The organism is Acidovorax sp. KPB24-03, assembly GCF_057546605.1.
On record NZ_BAAJYR010000028.1, the window covers coordinates 1 to 16,002 of the forward strand.

General features: G+C 66.0%; 13 protein-coding genes and 1 pseudogene. 8 read left to right on the forward strand and 6 right to left on the reverse strand.

What is annotated here, in order from left to right; genetic code table 11:
* Positions 1-1,582, reverse strand: a 1,582-nt coding sequence (locus AC27KI_RS06285; protein WP_487113066.1) for a 3-hydroxybutyrate oligomer hydrolase family protein, incomplete at its 3' end; no start/stop codon positions are given.
* 306 nt (positions 1,583-1,888) lie between these two features.
* On the opposite strand from AC27KI_RS06285, the gene AC27KI_RS06290 reads away from it, so the two are divergent.
* The 3 genes and pseudogenes from AC27KI_RS06290 (at position 1,889) to AC27KI_RS06300 (ending at position 5,663) form a co-directional block, all read left to right on the forward strand.
* Positions 1,889-2,110, forward strand: coding sequence for a hypothetical protein (locus tag AC27KI_RS06290; protein ID WP_487113068.1), 222 nt, complete (start codon positions 1,889-1,891; stop codon positions 2,108-2,110).
* Between the two features lie 118 nt (positions 2,111-2,228).
* Positions 2,229-4,438, forward strand: a pseudogene (locus AC27KI_RS06295) (TonB-dependent receptor).
* A 34-nt stretch (positions 4,439-4,472) separates the two neighbouring features.
* The gene (locus AC27KI_RS06300; RefSeq protein WP_487113070.1) at positions 4,473-5,663 is read left to right on the forward strand and encodes a PepSY-associated TM helix domain-containing protein; all 1,191 of its coding nucleotides are present in this window, start codon (positions 4,473-4,475) and stop codon (positions 5,661-5,663) included.
* Here the strand turns inward: AC27KI_RS06300 and AC27KI_RS06305 are convergent.
* From AC27KI_RS06305 to AC27KI_RS06315, 3 genes are all read right to left on the reverse strand, one after another.
* Positions 5,653-7,164, reverse strand: a complete 1,512-nt coding sequence (locus tag AC27KI_RS06305) for a tripartite tricarboxylate transporter permease (RefSeq protein WP_284403549.1) — start codon at positions 7,162-7,164, stop codon at positions 5,653-5,655. The two genes, AC27KI_RS06300 and AC27KI_RS06305, sit on opposite strands and share 11 nt — an antisense overlap.
* On the reverse strand, positions 7,164-7,730 hold the full coding sequence (locus AC27KI_RS06310; protein ID WP_487088663.1) for a tripartite tricarboxylate transporter TctB family protein: 567 nt from the start codon (positions 7,728-7,730) through the stop codon (positions 7,164-7,166). Before AC27KI_RS06310 ends, AC27KI_RS06305 begins: the two co-directional genes overlap by 1 nt.
* A gap of 134 nt (positions 7,731-7,864) precedes the next feature.
* Positions 7,865-8,824, reverse strand: a complete 960-nt coding sequence (locus AC27KI_RS06315; protein ID WP_272563979.1) for a Bug family tripartite tricarboxylate transporter substrate binding protein — start codon at positions 8,822-8,824, stop codon at positions 7,865-7,867.
* A gap of 130 nt (positions 8,825-8,954) precedes the next feature.
* On the opposite strand from AC27KI_RS06315, the gene AC27KI_RS06320 reads away from it, so the two are divergent.
* From AC27KI_RS06320 to AC27KI_RS06340, 5 genes are all read left to right on the forward strand, one after another.
* Positions 8,955-9,638: a response regulator gene (locus tag AC27KI_RS06320; RefSeq protein WP_487113072.1), complete on the forward strand. Its 684-nt coding sequence runs from the start codon at positions 8,955-8,957 to the stop codon at positions 9,636-9,638.
* Entirely contained in the window at positions 9,635-11,095 is a 1,461-nt protein-coding gene (locus AC27KI_RS06325) for a sensor histidine kinase (RefSeq protein ID WP_487088666.1), read from the forward strand. Before AC27KI_RS06320 ends, AC27KI_RS06325 begins: the two co-directional genes overlap by 4 nt.
* The gene (locus tag AC27KI_RS06330; RefSeq protein WP_317357458.1) at positions 11,092-11,511 is read left to right on the forward strand and encodes an RNA-binding S4 domain-containing protein; all 420 of its coding nucleotides are present in this window, start codon (positions 11,092-11,094) and stop codon (positions 11,509-11,511) included. Before AC27KI_RS06325 ends, AC27KI_RS06330 begins: the two co-directional genes overlap by 4 nt.
* Before the next feature lie 858 nt (positions 11,512-12,369).
* Complete coding sequence (locus tag AC27KI_RS06335; RefSeq protein WP_487113074.1) at positions 12,370-12,756, forward strand: hypothetical protein; 387 nt, start codon at positions 12,370-12,372, stop codon at positions 12,754-12,756.
* Positions 12,757-13,039: 283 nt separating this feature from the next.
* Positions 13,040-13,219 (forward strand): hypothetical protein, encoded by a 180-nt coding sequence (locus AC27KI_RS06340; RefSeq protein ID WP_284428752.1) that lies wholly within the window; start codon positions 13,040-13,042, stop codon positions 13,217-13,219.
* A 105-nt stretch (positions 13,220-13,324) separates the two neighbouring features.
* On the opposite strand, the gene AC27KI_RS06345 is transcribed toward AC27KI_RS06340, so the two are convergent.
* Together AC27KI_RS06345 and AC27KI_RS06350 are read right to left on the reverse strand one after the other, a co-directional pair.
* Positions 13,325-13,705 (reverse strand): hypothetical protein, encoded by a 381-nt coding sequence (locus tag AC27KI_RS06345; protein WP_487113076.1) that lies wholly within the window; start codon positions 13,703-13,705, stop codon positions 13,325-13,327.
* A 327-nt stretch (positions 13,706-14,032) separates the two neighbouring features.
* Complete coding sequence (locus tag AC27KI_RS06350) at positions 14,033-15,673, reverse strand: jacalin family lectin (RefSeq protein WP_487088672.1); 1,641 nt, start codon at positions 15,671-15,673, stop codon at positions 14,033-14,035.
* Positions 15,674-16,002 lie beyond the last annotated feature (329 nt).

Sequence of the window (16,002 nt, forward strand, 5' to 3'; positions counted from 1 at the left end):
TCTGCGACAGCACGTCGCGCGTGGCGCCGCCCAGGCTGCGGTTGTTGACGAGCTGCACGCCCGCCGAGGGCGGCACGCCGTTGCCGGTGGCGAACATGTCGGCCAGCGCGGCGGGCGCCAGCGGCGTCACAGCACCTTGCGCCGTGGTCGCCGCGAAGCTGTAGCCGCACAGGTTGTCCTTCACGCTCGAACGCGAGAGCGCATTGGCAAAGGTGACCGCCACGGCGGGCACGACCTCGAAGCCGGCGAGGGACGGGTACTGCGCCACCGATTCCGCCTCCCAGCCGTAGGCCCGCAGCCGGGCCAGCGCCTGCTCGGCCAGGGCCACGGTGCTGCCGCCGGTGATGAGCCCCTGCGCGCGCAGCGCCTCGCAGCGGTTGGAGGCGATCGGCAGCGACGGGCTGGCGAAGCCCACCGCGAACGTGCTGGCGTACGGGCTGTCGCTGATGGAGGGCGCCAGCGCGGCGCAGGCCTGGTACAGCTGCGCGTAGGTGGTGTAGTCGATGAGGGTGCGGCTGTTCACGGCCACGTCGGTGGTGCCGCGGCGCACGGTGACACCGGGGTTGGCCGGCAGTTCCACCGCGGGCTCCGACACGGCCACGCCGCCGATCAGGCCCTGCGTGTCCTGCTCGGCCGCGGCGATGGCGGCGGCGCCGCCATTGGAGAGGCTGGAGGCGATGACGATCGTGTTGGACGGCTTGAAGGTGCGCAGCCGCTGCCCACCCGGCGACAGATCGCCGAAGCGTTCGTTGATGACGTAAAAGCCCATCTCCACCGCGCGCAGCGTGGCCAGGCCCCAGTCCTTCTCGGGGTTCTGCCCCGAGTGGGCGTGCTTGAACGCGAAGCGGTTGGGCGTGGCGGTATTGAACGCGGCCAGGTCGGCGGCCGACAGCCCGGCGTTGAACGCGGCGCTGGTGCCGGCCGAGGTGGCCGAGGTGCGGGTGCCGTCGATCAGCGGCACGGTGTCGGCTTGCAGGTCATGCGGGGCCGCGCCCGTGCCCTTGTCGGTGTAGGCCACGGCGCAGCCGCGCTTGAGGCCCCACTCGCCGGTGGACATGCCGCCGTAGATGCCGCGCGAGCCCGAGGCCGTCGCGGTGATGATGCAGGGCCTGGCGGGGTTGAAGGTGTCGGGCACCTGCACCATCAGCGTGACGTTCTGCCGGCCCGAGCCATCGTCGTAGTAGGCGATGGTTTCGGTGCCCGCGATCTTGCCCTCGCCCGCCGTCACGCGGCCCTGCGCATCCACGTTGGGTCCGTAGAGCGTGCCGTAGCCGCCAGCGGCCGTCATGTCCAGCAGCGCGCGGTAATTGGTATAGATGGCGTTGCGGCGCAACTCTGCCGCCGTGGGCTGGGCGCCTTCGTAGCCGGGGGCATCGGGGTCCGCCAGGCCGGTGCGGCCCAGGCCGGCGGTCAGCAGATCGTCGTCCACGCCGTCGTAGGTCGCCTGGCGCAGGCTGGCCAGGTAGGACGGGCGCACGTTGAAATCGAAGTCCACGGTGTTGCCGCCGCCGCCACCGCAGGCAACCAGGAGGGCGGCGGTCAGGGCAGCGAGGGCAATGGCGCGGGGAATGAGCGGTCGCATCGGAAATCTCCTGCAGCGGGGAAACGGAATGAAATTGTCGTGGAGAGTATGCAATGGCGGTGCGGCGCGTTGCCAATGGCGGCATCCACAAGGCGTTGCAATGTTTTCAAGTGCGGATCATGCCACGGTGAGGAATCTCACCCAAAAACAATGCGAACCATTCGCAATATCATTTAACATGCCGCCTTGAAAAACAGCGCCCTGGTGGGGAGCCCCGGGGAGAGCCTCTCCCCGGGGCGCTCGCTGCGCCTCGCTGGCCCTGCGTGGCGGCCCCTGCCGTCGCCACCGCCCCTCCCGATTGCGCCCATGCCACCACCGATCGAACCACCGTCCGACCTCCGCCCGACCCCTGGCGGCTTCTTTCCGCTGTGGGGCTGGCCCATCGCGCTGGGGGTGCTCACCGCCACCGGGCTGCTGAGCGCCCTGGTCAGCGATGGCTGGGGAGACGTCTGGTCCTGGGTGGCGCTGGGGGTGCCGGTGGCCACCATGGCCTGGTTCGGCCTTCGCCGCCGCCCGCCCCCGGCTTGAGCCCGGTCCCGATTTTCCCTGGCCCGATGCACTTGGCTCCTGGACGGACTTGTCCACGCCGCGCCGCCCCTTTCATTCATTCATTCACGCCCTTCCTGACCTTGCCCCTCCCATGCCCATGAACCAGCACACCCCCATTGCCCTGGCCGTCGCACTGGCCATCGCCACATTCGGGCTCCAGGCCAATGCCCAGGCCACGGCCACCTCGGCGGATGCCCCCACCCTGCCCACGGTGACGGTGGGCGCCAGCGCGGACGCATCGGCGCAGGGCCTGTCGCCCGCCTACCCCGGCGGCCAGGTCGCCCGCGGCGGGCGGGCCGGCATCCTGGGCACGCGCGATGCGATGGAGACGCCTTTCAGCATCACCAGCTACACCAACGAACTGATCCAGGACCGGCAGGCGCGCAGCGTGGGCGAGGTGCTGCAAAACGATGCCGGCGTGCGGCTGGCGCGCGGCTTCGGCAACTTCCAGGAAACGTATTTCATCCGCGGCTTTCTGCTGGATTCGGACGACGTGGCCTACAACGGCCTGTACAGCCTGCTGCCGCGCCAGTACATCGCAACCGAGCTCTTCGAGCGCGTGGAGCTGCTGCGCGGCGCCTCGGCGTTCCTGAACGGCGCGGCACCCAACGGCGGCGGCATCGGCGGCGCGATCAACCTGCTGCCCAAGCGCGCGCCCAACGAGCCGCTGTCGCGCGTGACCGTGGGCACGGGCTCGGGCGGGTACGGCCAGGTGTCCACCGACATCGCGCGCCGCTTCGGCCCCGACAACAGCACCGGCATCCGCCTGAATGCCGCCTACCGCGACGGCGACACCGCCGTGGACCATGAAAAGAGTCAGCTGGGCCTGGTCTCCGTGGGCCTCGACTGGCGCAGCCGCGACGTGCGCCTGTCGGGCGACATCGGCTGGCAGGACAACAAGCTCAAAGGAACGCGCACCAACGTCACCCTCAACGGCGCGAACGCCAACTTCATTCCCGCCGCGCCGGACGCCTCGGCCAACTTCTCGCAGCCCTGGACGTACTCCAACGAGCGCGACCTGTTCGGCACCTTCCGGGGCGAAGTGGACATCAGCCCCGATGTGACCGCGTGGGGCGCCTGGGGCCTGCGCCGCAGCGAAGAGTCCAACTCGCTGGCCAACCTCAGCGTGAGCAACTCGACCACCGGCGAAGGCAGCACCTACCGCTTCGACAACACCCGCAAGGACCGGGTGAACACGGGCGAGCTGGGCGTGCGCGGCAAGGCACGCACGGGCAGCGTGGGCCATGAGTGGGTGGCCTCGGCCTCGTACTTCGATGCCGAGAAAGACAACGCCTACGCGTTCGACTTTTTGAACACCCGCCCCGGCAGCCTGTATGCCTACACGCCCTACGCACAGCCCGCCTTCAGCGCGAATGCGGGCTATGGCGGCGCGCTCGCCAGCCCCAACCTGACCGGCCGCACCCGCATGACCAGTTTCGCGGTGGGCGACACGATGTCCTTCGTGCAGGACACCGTCCTCGTCACGCTGGGCCTGCGCCACCAGAAGCTCGACGTGGCCGACTATGCCTACGGCACCTCCGCCCTGACCAACCGCTACGAGCAAAGCCGCACCAGCCCCCTGGCGAGCGCCGTGTTCAAGGCCAGCAAGCAGCTGTCGCTGTACGCCAACTATGTCGAGAGCCTGAGCAAGGGCGAAACCGCGCCCGCCACGGCCAACGGCACGCCGGTGGTCAACCGCGGCGAGCAGCTGTCGCCCTACGTCGCCAAGCAAAAGGAGATCGGCCTCAAGTACGACGCTGGCCGGATCGGCGGCTCGCTGGCGCTGTTCAGCACGACCAAGCCGCGCGCCATCGTCAACGCGGCCAACGTGTTCGCCTCGTCCGGCAAGGACGCCACCAGGGCGTGGAATTCAACGTGTACGGCGAGGCCACGCGCGGCCTGCGCGTGCTCGGCGGCATGACGTGGCTGGATGCCAAGCAGCGCGAGACCGGCAATGCCGCGCTCAATGGCAACCGCGTGATCGGCGTGCCGCGCCTGCAGGCGAACCTGGGCGCGGAATGGGACGTGCCTGGCGCGCAGGGCCTGGCCCTGGACGCGCGCGTGGTGCGCACCGGCGCCACCTATGCCAACGACGCCAACACCCTGCGCGTGCCCGCCTGGACGCGCCTGGATCTGGGCGTGCGCTACGCCACCGAGTGGAGCGGCCGCCTGGTCACCCTGCGCGCCCGCGTGGACAACGCCACCGACCGCAACTACTGGGCCTCCGCCGGCGGCTACCCGGGCTCCGGCTACCTCGTGGTGGCCGCGCCCCGCACGTTCACGCTGAGCGCCAGCGTGGATTTCTGATCGCGCCGCGACGCACCCATCCATTGCCCCGACCATGCTGACTGCACGCTCCCTCAAGACCTGGACCTGGCTGCACAAGTGGAGCAGCCTGGTCTGCACCGTGTTCATGCTGCTGCTGTGCCTCACAGGCCTGCCGCTGATCTTCCACCACGAGATCGGGCACCTGCTGGGCACCGAGGTGGAAGCCCCGCCCATGCCCGCCGGCACGCCGCACGTCAGCCTGGACCGCGTGCTGGACGTGGCACGTGCACAGCACCCGGACCGCGTGGTGCAGTTCGCCTCGCAGCCCGAGGACAGCACCGACCTGTGGTTCGCCACCCTCACGCCCACGCCCGCCCCCACCGAGGATTTCCGCTCGGTGGCGGTGGATGCGCGCACCGGCGCCCTGCTGGCGCAGCCGCGCTTCGACGAGGGGTTCATGTACGTGATGTTCAAGCTGCACGTGGACCTGTTCGCGGGCCTGGCGGGCAAGCTGTTCCTGGGCTTCATGGGTTTGCTGCTGCTGGTGGCCATCGTCACGGGCGTGGTGCTGTATGCACCCTTCATGCGCAAGCTGCGCTTCGGCGAGGTGCGGCGCGAACGCTCGACGCGCGTGAAGTGGCTCGACCTGCACAACCTGCTGGGCATCGTCACGCTGGTGTGGGCCTTCGTGGTGGGCGGCACCGGCATGATCAACACTTGGGCCGATCTGCTCGTCAAATACTGGCAGTACGACGAACTGAGCGCGCTGCTGGCGCCCTACAACGGCCAGCCGATCACGCCCGTGGCCGAGCGCGCCTCGGTGCAGAAATCGCTGGACGCGGCCCTGGCCCGCGCACCGGGCACCAAGCTGTCGTTCATCGCTTTTCCGGGCACGTCGTTTTCCAGCCCGCACCACCACACGTTCTTCCTGCGCGGCAACGAGCCGCTCACGTCGCGGCTGCTGCAGCCGGTGCTGGTGGATGCCAAGACGGCGGAGGTGACCGCCGCGCCCAAACTGCCCTGGTACCTCGTGGCCCTGCTGGTGTCGCAGCCGCTGCACTTCGGCGACTACGGCGGCATGCCGATGAAGATCCTCTGGGCGCTGCTGGACATCGCCACCATCATCGTGCTGGGCAGCGGGCTCTACCTCTGGCTGGGCCGCAGGGCCGCCAGCCCGGCGACCACTTCCCCCGGAAAAACCGCCGGCGGAGAAGCCGCCCTGGCCTCCCCGCTGACGACGGCACGCGCACCGATCAAGCGGTAGCCAGGGCCAGGCGCCGCGCGGCCCACCCGCGCATCAGGCGGGGCACGACCAGCACCGCCACCACGATGACCATCAGCGTGAGCGACATGGGCCGCGTGACGAAGATCGACCAACTGCCCTCGCCGATCGAGATCGCATTGCGCATCTGCGCTTCGGCCAGGGGCCCGAGGATCATGCCCACGACGACCGGTGCGGTGGGGAAATCGAACCGGCGCATCAGCACGCCCAGCACGCCGATGCCATACAGCAGGAACAGGTCGAACGCGCTCTGGCGCATGCCGTAGGCCCCCACCGTGGCGAAGATCAGGATGCCCGCATACAGCTGGGGCTTCGGAATCTTGAGCAGCTTGACCCACAGGCCCACCATGGGCAGGTTCAGCACCAGCAGCATCACGTTGCCGATGTACAGCGAGGCGATCAGCGCCCACACCAGCGTGGCCGACGTGGTGAACAGCTGCGGGCCGGGGTTGATGCCGTAGTTCTGGAACGCGCCCAGCAGCACGGCCGTCGTGTTGGAGGTCGGGATGCCCAGCGTGAGCAGCGGGATCATCGCCGCCGTCACCGTGGCGTTGTTGGCGGCCTCGGGGCCCGCCACGCCTTCGATGGCGCCTTCCTTGCCGAACTCGGCCTTGTCATCGCCCTTGGCCAGCTTCTTCTCGGTGGCGTAGCTCAGGAAGGTCGGGATCTCCGTGCCGCCGGCGGGAATGCAGCCGAACGGCGTGCCGATCAGCGTGCCGCGCAGCCAGGCGGGAATGGAGCGCTTCCAGTCGCGCGCCGTCATGTGCACGCGCCCCATGCGGTTTTGCGTGTCCACCACCCGGCCTTCGTACATGGCGGCATACAGCACCTCGGCCACGGCGAACAGGCCCACGGCCACCAGCACGATGTCGATGCCGTCCAGCAGTTCGGGCTGGCCGGCCGTGTAGCGCGCCGCGCCGGAGATCTGGTCCATGCCGACCAGGCCGGCGGCCAGGCCCACGAACAGCGCCGTGAGGCCGCGCACCGTGCTCTTGCCCAGCACCGCGCTCACGGTGGTGAAGGCCAGCACCATCAGCATGAAATATTCCGGCGGCCCCAGGCGAACGGCGAAGTCGGCCACGTAGGGCGCGAACAGCGTCACCACCACGGTGGCGATGGTGCCGGCGACGAACGAGCCGATGGCCGCCGTGGCCAGCGCCGCACCCGCGCGCCCGCTCTTGGCCATCTTGTTGCCCTCCATGGCCGTGACCATGCTCGCCGTCTCCCCGGGCGTGTTCAGCAGGATGGAGGTGGTCGATCCGCCATACATCGCGCCGTAGTAGATGCCGGCGAAGAAGATCATCGAGGCCGTGACCTCGACCTTGGCCGTGATGGGCAGCAGCATGGCCACCGCGACGGCGGGGCCGATGCCGGGCAGCACACCCACGGCGGTGCCCAGCGCGCAGCCCACCAGGGCCCACAGGAGATTGGCCGGAGTGGCCGCGGTGGCGAAGCCCGCCAGCAATGCGTCGAAGATTTCCATCACAGCCACCCTGTTTGCGTGAGGCCCGGCAGGTTGATCGCCAGGAATTGCGTGAAAGCCCAATAGACCGGCGCCGAGATCAGCGCGCCGGTCAGCACATCCATCGCCCAGGTGCGCGCCGCACCGGCCGACGGCTGACCGGCCGCCCGGCGAAGCCCCTGCACCGCCAGCACGTAGCACAGCGTGCAGCTCAGGATGAAGCCCACCGTGGCGATCAGCGCCGCATTCAGCAGCAATCCGGCCGACACCCAGACGAACGCCACCTTGTTGGCGCGCGCGGCGCCGCCAGGCTCGTCCATGGAGCGAAAGCCGCCCGACAGTGCCTCCCACAGCAGCACCCCGCCGCACAAGGCCAGCACGCCGGCCACCAGCCAGGGCAGGAAGCTCGGACCCACGCCGCCGTAGCCCGCGTTCGAGGGAATGCTCACGGCGCCGAAGGCCAGGCCGCCCGCGATCAGCACCACGGCGGCGCCCACGGCCGCCTGCATGCGCGTGCCGGGCACCGTGCTGGGCCCGGGTTCGGGCTCGGCCAGGGAAGGGGGGGAAGAAGCGATAGGCTCCGACATGCTTGTGTCCTCGTCATCCCCCGGGGCCACCGGCACGGGGTGCATTGATTTCAGCGCTGGGGTTCGGCGGCCGCGCAGGTCACGGCGGTGCGCCACCCGGGCCGGGCGCCGCACCGCGTGGGCAACACCGGGGGTCAGACCATGCCGGCCTTGACCATCGTGGCGCGCAGGCTGGCGAACTCGGCATCGACGAACGCGCCGAACTCATCGCCGGCCAGCCATGCGGGCGTCCAGTCGTTCTTCTCCAGCGACTCGGCCCAGCTCTTGCTCTTGAGCGCCTTGGCCACCATGTCCACCAGGCCCTTGCGCTGCTCGGCCGAGATGCCCGGGGCGGCGTACACGCCGCGCCAGTTGCCGATCTCCACGTTGATGCCCTGCTCCTTGAGCGTGGGCACCGAAGAGCCCTTCAGGCGCTGGCCCGAGGTCACCGCCACCGGCACCATCTTCTTGGTGTTGATGTACTCGGCCATCTCGCTGTAGCCGCCACCGCCGATGGTCACGTTGCCGCCCAGGATGGCCGCGATCGCCTCGCCGCCTCCGCGGAACGCCACGTAGTTGATCTTGGCCGGGTCCACACCGGCTTCGCGGGCGATCATCGCCGCGGCGATGTGTTCGGTGGAGCCGCGCGAGCCGCCGCCCCACTTCACGCTGCCAGGGTCCTTCTTGAGCTGGGCGATCACGTCACCCATGGTCTTGAAGGGCGAGCTGGCCGGCAGCACGAACACGTTGTATTCGCTGGTCAGCCGAGCGATCGGCGTGGCCTGCGACAGGTTCACGGGCGGCTTGCCCGTGATGATCCCGCCCACCATCACCGAGCCCATCACCATCAGCGCGTTCGGATCGCCCTTGCTGGAGTTGACGAACTGCGCCAGGCCGATGGCGCCGGCCGCGCCGCCCTTGTTGTCGTAGGTGACGGACGAGGCCACGCCGGCGTCCTGCAGCGCGCGGCCCAGGGCACGGCCCGTGGTGTCCCAGCCGCCGCCGGGGTTGGCCGGCAGCATCATCTTGACGGCGGTGGCAGCGCGGGCCGACAGCGGCAGCGCGCCGGCCGCGGCCAGGGCCGCCAGGGATTTGAGGAAGGTGTCACGGCGCATCGTTGTCTCCTGGATTCATAGTTGTACGAACGGGCTGATGATGCGCGCCGTTCCTGTCAAACGGCTGTCCGCGCGCTCAGGGTAAACACCCATCTTCGACGCCGCTGCGAGCGGTGCTAAGGTGCCGCGCATGCAACTGCTTCTCGTGGAAGACGACCCGGCCATGCAGGCCACGCTGCAACGCTCCCTGACCCGCCGCGGCATGGAGGTCACGGCCCTCGGCGACGGCCGCGCCGCCCTCGCGCAATGGACCGCGCGTGCCCCGGATGCCGTCGTGCTGGACCTCACCCTGCCCGGCCTCGACGGCCTGCAGGTGCTGCAGCAGGCGCGTGCCAAGGGGCTGCGCACCCCGGTGCTGCTGCTCACCGCACGCGGCACCGTGGGAGACCGCGTGCTGGGCCTGAACGCCGGCGCCGACGACTACCTGCCCAAGCCCTTCGACCTGGACGAACTGGAGGCGCGGCTGCGCGCGCTGGTGCGCCGGACCGGCGAGGCACCTGAAGCCAAATCGGCCTCCAGCACAATCAACATCGCAGCAGTGCGCTATGAAAAAGATAGCGGCGCCATCTACCTGGGCAACGAGGTCATGGAGTTCACCCCGCGCGAACTGGCCCTCATGCACGCCCTGCTCGCCAAGCCCGGCCATGCGGTGACCAAGGAGCGCCTGTACGAACTGGTCTTTCCCGGACAGCTCGACGTGCAGTACGAGGCCATCGAGGTCGTCGTCTACCGCCTGCGCAAGAAGCTGGTGGGCACCGGCCTCACGCTCATGACCCTGCGGGGGCTGGGCTACCTGCTCAAGGCCGATGCATGAAGCGCGCCGACGCGCGCCCCCGCACGCGATCGCTGCGCCGGCAACTGCTGGTGGGCATCCTGGTGCCCGCCTCGCTGTTCATCGCCTACAACACCCACAGCCTGTACCGGCAGACACTGGCCTCGCTGCACACCGCCTATGACCGCACGCTGCTCGCCTCGGCCAAGAGCATCAGCGAGCAGATCGACGTGACCGGCTACGACGACGCGGCCCAGCTGCGTGCCATCGTTCCGTACTCTGCGCTGGAGGCTTTCGAGGCAGACAACCAGAGTCGCATGTTCTACCGTGTGTCCAACCTGCACGGCGGACTCGTATCGGGGTTTGCCGAGTTGCCGTTCTGGCACGGCAGCATTCCTGCCCGCCCGCCCTATGCCGCGCTGGTGGACTTCTACGACGACCAGTTCCGCGGCCGCCCCGTGCGCGTGGCCGTGCTGCTGCAGCCCGTCGCCACGCCCCAGGGCCGCGGCATGGCCGTGATCCAGGTGGCGGAAACGCTGGAGTTGCGCCAGACCCTGGCCCTGCAGATCCTGTGGACCACGCTGGCGCGGCAGGCACTGCTGGTGGTGGCCATCGGCGTCATCGTGGTGCTGGTGGTGCAACAGGCCACGCGCCCTGTGCGGCAGCTCAGCGCGCGACTGCAGAATCGGCCCGAGGACGACCTGCGCCCCATCTCCGCGCCATCCGCGCCGCGCGAACTGCAGCCGCTCATCGACGCCACCAACCACGTCATGCTGCGGTTGTCGTACCTGCTGGCGCACCAGAAACGCTTCGTGCGCGATGCCTCGCACCAGTTGCGCACGCCGCTGGCCGTGCTCAAGACCCAGGTGCAGTCCGCGCTGCGTGGCGACGCGCCCCCGGAGCAGGCGCTGCATGAGATCAGCGACACCGTCGAGCGCGCCACCCAGTTGGCCAACCAGATGCTCGCGCTGGCCAAGGTCGAGCAACTGCGCCAGCAAAGCGCCCCACCCGTCACCCGGCTGGATGACGAACTGCGGGCGATCGCCCTGGAACTGTCGCCCCTCATCGCCCAGCGCGACCTGGACTTCGGCATCCACACCGACCCCGCCCCCGTGCAGGCGCACGAATGGATGCTGCGCGAACTCACCCGCAATCTGCTGCACAACGCGATCCGACATACACCGGTGTCCGGCATGTTGTCGGTCGAACTGCGCACGGACGGGCGCCACGTGGCGCTGACCGTGGCCGACAGCGGCCCGGGCATCGATGCCGAGTTGGCGCAGCGCCTGTTCCAGCCGTTCTCGGCCGGCGACGTGCGCACCGGCTCCGGCCTGGGACTGGCCATCTGCCAGGAGATCGTGCAGGCGCTGGACGGACAGATCGAACTGTCCAACCGGATGGACGGCGCACGGGTTGTCGGGCTGGATGCGGTGGTGCGCCTTCCGTTGGCATCGGCCGACAATCCGCCGCCCGCCGATCGGAAGAAAATGGCCGCATGAACGCTCCCGAATCAATGCGCCTGGACAAATGGCTGTGGTGTGCCCGCTTCTATAAAACCCGCTCGCTGGCCGTGGAAGAGATCGGCAAAGGCCGCGTGACCGTCAATGGCCAGGCGGCCAAGGCAGCCCGAGAACTGCGGGCCGGCGATACCGTCGACCTGCGCCAGGGCCCCACGCATCGGACCGTGCGGGTGCGCGCACTGAGCGGTATGCGTGGCCCCGCGCCCGTGGCACAACTGCTTTATGAAGAAACGGTGGAAAGCATCGCCGCCCGTGAAAACGCCGCGGAGCAGCGCCGCCTGGCGCCCGAACCCGCCGCCAGCCTGCACGAAGGCCGGCCGACCAAGCGGGATCGCCGCAGCATCGATCAGGCGCGTGATTGGGGCAGCCGCTGGAGCGCGTCGGCCGACGATTGACCGGTGGCTTCCTGGCGCCATGCCGAGGAAACCTACTGCGCCAAAAGAAATGCCCGCACAGGGGCGGGCAAAGTCGGGCAGGCATTGCGGCCTGGTCACAGCCCGAATTCCTTAGGGGAGGCGATGCCCCGTCCGGTGGAATCCATTTTGAGCACGACCCTTACTCTCCGCTGACAGCACAAAAAAGAATGCCCGCACGAGGCGGGCAAAACTTGCTAAAGAGCAAGAAAGGGAGGTGTCGGCTGGAGGTGCCGACGGGATGAATCATAACGCGCTCATGCATAAAAAAAAGCAAGTCTATCGTTTCGCCTGTCGGAATTTGAGAAATATGCTAATCCTGGCTTCATAGCCTCGCAAATCAATGCACCGTCGACACGACTTTTGTCAACTGCGCTGATTTGCCGCCAGGAATGAGCAGAGCGCTCCAGATTTATCGAATTGTCACAAAAGAAGCAGATGGTTTCACAAAGCCATGCATGCCTGACTTTCGACTCAGGTTTCTCCTACGCACTGTTTCGTGGTGAAAGCGCAACCTTGAATGCACAGAAGGCGTTTCAAGTGCATTTGTTTGTTCACCAGAGAGACCCAAGGAAACAGCGATGCCCATTGACCATTCTTCGGAGGACGAATGAAGTCGGCAGCCAATCGAAACATGGGTTCATTCCGCCAAGCCATGAAAGGTGAACTGCTGGCCCACCATCCGAGCAAAACGCAGGCGCGTTGAACCTCTTTTTTTTATTCCACTGAATGAAGCCGGGCCAAGAGGCTCAAGCCATTGCAGCAACCCCACTCCATACCATGGACAACTATCCGGCAAGGAGCGCGAAACATCGCGGCCTCATGCAACAGTTCACTCCCTTGAACCTCTCCACCGACTGGGCGGAGTACAACGTGGTCAAAGCCCGTGGCATCCGAATCGTGGCCTTGTCCGGCCAAGCCGCTTACTCGGCCAACGGCTACACGGTACAGAACGCGGCCGGCTGCATCGAGATCACCGGGGGAAAAGTTGGTGTGCACGGCACCATGCTGATGATCGGATTCACCCTGGATGCAGCTGTGCCGCCGCCTGCGTTCGAAATTCTGTCGGGCGATGCGATCGGCATGATGACACTTCCGGCCCATTGTTTTGCCGCCTATGCCGCGATTGCAAACACCACCGGCGCGCACTTTCGCATTGGCGCGGATGGGATGCTCAATGCCTTGGCAACGGACGCGGCCTCGCTATACCTGACATCTGCCACCTGATGAATTTTCGGTCGCTGAAAACTTTTGAAAGCCAGCGGTCAATTGGTGGAGTTGACATGCGCTGGCCTCACTTACCGCATCTCACAGGGTGTATCGGGCCCCTCGAACTATCATCGTGTCGCCTGGCCAGGTGACGGGGTCTCAGGCCAACGCCGTGTCCACTCGCGGTGAAGGCGTTTGTGCTCAGCGCGCGCGCGTCGGGTGCACTCACCCTGTCTTTTTTTTGTGGTTGGAGAAAGCAGCTCCACAATGCAAGGCTTCAACCACTCTCCACTCCATTTCGATGCGCGAACAACTGACAGCACGGCTTGCACAGCTCAAGAGCGAGCTTTCTGCGGGCGAACAGCAACTCCGGCAATTGGAAGCACGGCAATCTGAACTCAGCCATACCCTGATGCGCATCCGCGGAGCGATCCAGGTTCTGGAGGAGTTGGAACAGGAAACCGCCCCCCGGAGCGACTGAGCACAACGACGCCAACACGCTCTGCGCGCCTACAGAGCCGCCCATTACCAGTGAACAGGCCACCGATTGATGGTGGTTGCCCATGGGGTTCAGATGCGCGCCGAGTCAGCGCGGCACAACGGTATTGGGGGTCTTGCCCGCGTCATGCGTCGGTTGCTCATCGGCTGACGGGGCATCGGGCTCGACCAGACTGCCCGCAGCAGCCCCGCCCAACGCGCCCGCCACAGCACCGACAGTGCCGCCTACAAACACGCCGACAGGCCCTGCCACCGCTGCACCAACGGCCGCGCCTGCGGCCGTACCAGCCATGACACCGCCGCCCATCAGCGAAGATTTCGATTCGCGCTCGGCCTCTTCAGGCGACAGCGCATATTGGGCGGCCACGGCCGGGTCCTGCGAAGGAATGCCGTGACCGGGACGGGCCTGCTCGGCCAGGTCAGAGCCGGCAGGTCTTGTTTCAGCCAGGGGCGTATGGGATGCGTTCATGGTGGGCTCCTTTGAGGTGGTCGCTTCGCAGGCGAAATGCCCGCTGCCATTCCGTTGTAAAGAGCCCGTCCCCCACGCCTCGCCGTCCCGAACACCGAGTGGATGTCGGACGACACGCAATCGCGGCAAATCACTTGACTCAGGTCAGTTCTGGCTGCGCATGCGCTCGACGCGCAGTATTTACCCAGCTCCTGAACTGTACCCAAAGCCGCTGTAGTACCACTCTTTCGAATCCATTCCGTGAGCGCGCGAGCCGAACGGCCTTATGGGCTGAGCGTTGCGCAATGGGCGACGACGTCGCCCTCCCACCGGAACGAAAAAACCGCGTCAGTTCAGCAGAACGGGCTTTTCCGGCAATGGCAAAGTGCAGTACCAGTGGTAAGTTAGCACCTTCAAATTGCACCCCGCAGTGGTGCCGTTCAAGCTGTACCCCGACAGTCCAACCAGCCGGCCGTCGGCCGTTCCTTCAGGCGGATGGGAGTCGAACCCACTATTCCCAGGGCTTCCGGCGAGAAAGCTCTGCCCGTTATCAGCCGTGAAGCCCAACGCGTTGATCAAAGTGGAAGAGCGACCTTTTGAGTTAATGATGCTCTGGCCAGCGGCCAGTGTGACCTCGAACGGGGCGGCATTCGTATCACCAGTGCGGCCCTGCACACCGGTGGAGGTGCCGTCTATAAACACCTCCAACGAATCGATCAGGTCACCCGCGCGCACTCGCACCTGAGTGATCTGCTTGCCATCATCCGCTACCGCGCTGAACCTCGCACTTTCCTGAAAATCGCCGTATGGCCCATCCAGATAAACCACTTCAGGCGCTCGAATGGGTGTGACATTGTCGGGATTAGCCCAACTCCAGAGCTGAGTCTGAGCGGTGTTCTGATCGATCTGCCAAGCCAATTTGTTTGTCACCACCTCAGTGTGCTTGGCTGCCGCGTACTCGGCACGCCTCTTGGCTCCACCGCTGTATTCCTCTACACCTCGCCATCCACTGTAAGTGTCGTACGGCGTCCACTTATCGACGGTGATCGAGCTATTGTCCTGCAGCTTGATCATGGTTGCCCGCAGCGCCAGCAGCTCAGCACGTGCTGCGGCGATGGCCGCTTGGTATGCATCAATCTTCTCCTGCAACCGGCGTACTCGTTTAGCGCGTTCATCAGGGCTAAGCGGGTCACCAAATATTTCCTCATGGAACAGGATTTCCTCCCGCATGGTGAGCAACATGATCGAGCCGAAGGGCAAAGAGAACTTGAGGGTTTTCTGAGGATCCTCCACGTCAAGAAAACTCGGCTCCAGGAAATCCAGCGTGTTAATCAGCGCTGTGAAATTTCCTGCACGCTCCGATTCTGTCGACTCCACATAGTTGCGCATCACGTTGTAGAGGCCTTGCAGCTTAATGGTGAGGTCTTTATCGATAAGCTGGTCATACACCGTGCCGACCACCTGACTGATGTAGTTTTGAAAGCTGGCCCAAGCCTGCTCTTTGTTGGTTCGGGGATCGGGCCAAAGACCGTACACCATGGTCTTGAGCGCAGCGCCCACGACGGGGACCAGCATCAACGCCGAGCCGAGAGCCGTGCGGAAGAAGTTGTTGATGGTAGAGGCTGAGACCACACCGTCGTTGTCCTCAACGGCCCAGGTCACCGTTGTCGGTGCAGGAAAGGACGCCGGTTGGTAATCGTAGAGCTTGAAGCTGTCGATAGTGCCGCCCATTCCGTACGCGTCCAAGTCTTCAATCGTCTGGTTGGGATAGAAATAGGCCGTCTTGCCGCCGTAATCATCATCTTTGAATACCTGAATCCACGCTCTCGAGCCTAGTACAAGGGAATCGGTTTCGTCGCCCCCCTTTTCGCCCGTCGAGAATATGTAATCGTTCAGATCTGACACCTCTAGCGGACCGTCGAAACGCTTCGTTCCGCCGCTCATTTTTTCTCCGTCGTAGAACTGCACCCAGCAACCGTCAGTAGCCATTGGTTTCTCCCTTTTAGATAGAGCGCTTTCGCGAGTGGTGACCCCCCGATTTTCTTAACCGGATGCGTCACTAACGATCATGTAGAGGGGTCATGGATACAGGGAGGAATCAGCACGGGCACAGTGTCCAGGTCATGTGGCGCGACTATGCGAAATGGATTCCGAATGCTGCCAAAGCGTCCAACCTTGCCGCCGGGAACCTATCGCTTGGGGTGTCGCCAACTCACACCAAACACTCGATCCAGGTTCAATTCAGGTCGCCGATGTGCGGCCCAACGCACCAAAGAGAAAAGCCCCAAGTGAATCAATCACTTGGGGCTTTTGCATCT